Source organism: Salipiger marinus (genome assembly GCF_900100085.1).
GTDB lineage: Bacteria > Pseudomonadota > Alphaproteobacteria > Rhodobacterales > Rhodobacteraceae > Salipiger > Salipiger marinus.
On sequence record NZ_FNEJ01000107.1, the window covers coordinates 1 to 1061 of the forward strand.

1 pseudogene is annotated in these 1061 nt (G+C 70.2%); it reads right to left on the reverse strand.

The features are described 5' to 3' along the window. Positions 1 to 1061, reverse strand: a pseudogene (locus BLR51_RS27965) (phage tail tape measure protein); the annotation flags it as partial.

The following is a 1061-nucleotide window of genomic DNA, read 5'->3' on the forward strand; positions in this document are numbered from 1 at the left end:
GCCTTCCCCGCGCTGTCGGCGGTGGCATCGAAAGGGCGTTCGGTGGCGATGTCGCGGGACAGGTCCAGCGTCTGCTGTTCGGTGTCGCGCAGGGCTGCGACCCGGCTCTCCACCTCAGCCAGAGTGGTGACATTTTCCCGGAAGCCCTCGTTGGTCTCGGCGCGCAGCTGGGTGCCGGCCACGGTGGCCTCCTCGATTGCCGTCTTCAGATCGGCATAGGCCGCGCGCAGATCGGCCTCGCTGCCGGCGCGGTCGATGGCGGCGAGCTCATCGCCGAAAATCCCCGCCTCCTCGGCCATGCCGCGCAGGGCCTCGAGCGCGTCATTCTCGGCCAGACCCTCGCCCGAGGCGAGGATCCCGGCCAGCTGTTCGGCGAGGTCGGCAAAGGCGGGACCGATGGCCTGCACCTGAGAGAAGCTGTCCATGAAGGTGCTGGCGGAGATCTCGAGCCGCCCGGCCTGTTCGGCCATCGTCGCAAGATCGGTGAGGAAGCGGTTGGACGGCATGCCCGGCATCGGTGCGCCGGTCTGCAGATTGGTCCTGAACAGCGCCCGGTACCGCCCGGCAAAGTCATCAAACCCGTCGCGGTCAAAGAAGGCGCCGGTCATGCTGCTGCGCGCGGCCTTCAGTTCGCGTTCGGCATCCGACAGCGCCTGCACCAGCCCGGCCCGGGTCTGGCTGAGCATCTGCTGGGTGGCCGCCGAGACCTCGCCGCCAAGGCTGCGCTGTTCCTCGGCGGCGCGGCGGCTGGCCTCCTGATAGGCGTCGAGCGCATCGGCGGCCTTGCGTGCCGCCACATCGGCCCGGTCGACAGCATCGGCGGCGCTGTCGGTGTCGATGCCAAAGGCGACGATCGAGGCGGCGGTGAGCGCCAGCGATAGCGGCCCGCCCAAGACCCCGGTCAGGGCGCGGGCGGCAAGACCAAAGCGGGTCAGTGGCGCCACCGCGCGACCGGCGGCGGTGCCAACACCGCTGGTCGCCCCGGCAATCTCGATCAGCGCCGCCTTCATCGCCACGCCCCGGGCGACCACCAGCGTCATGCCCTTGCCCACCAGATAGGT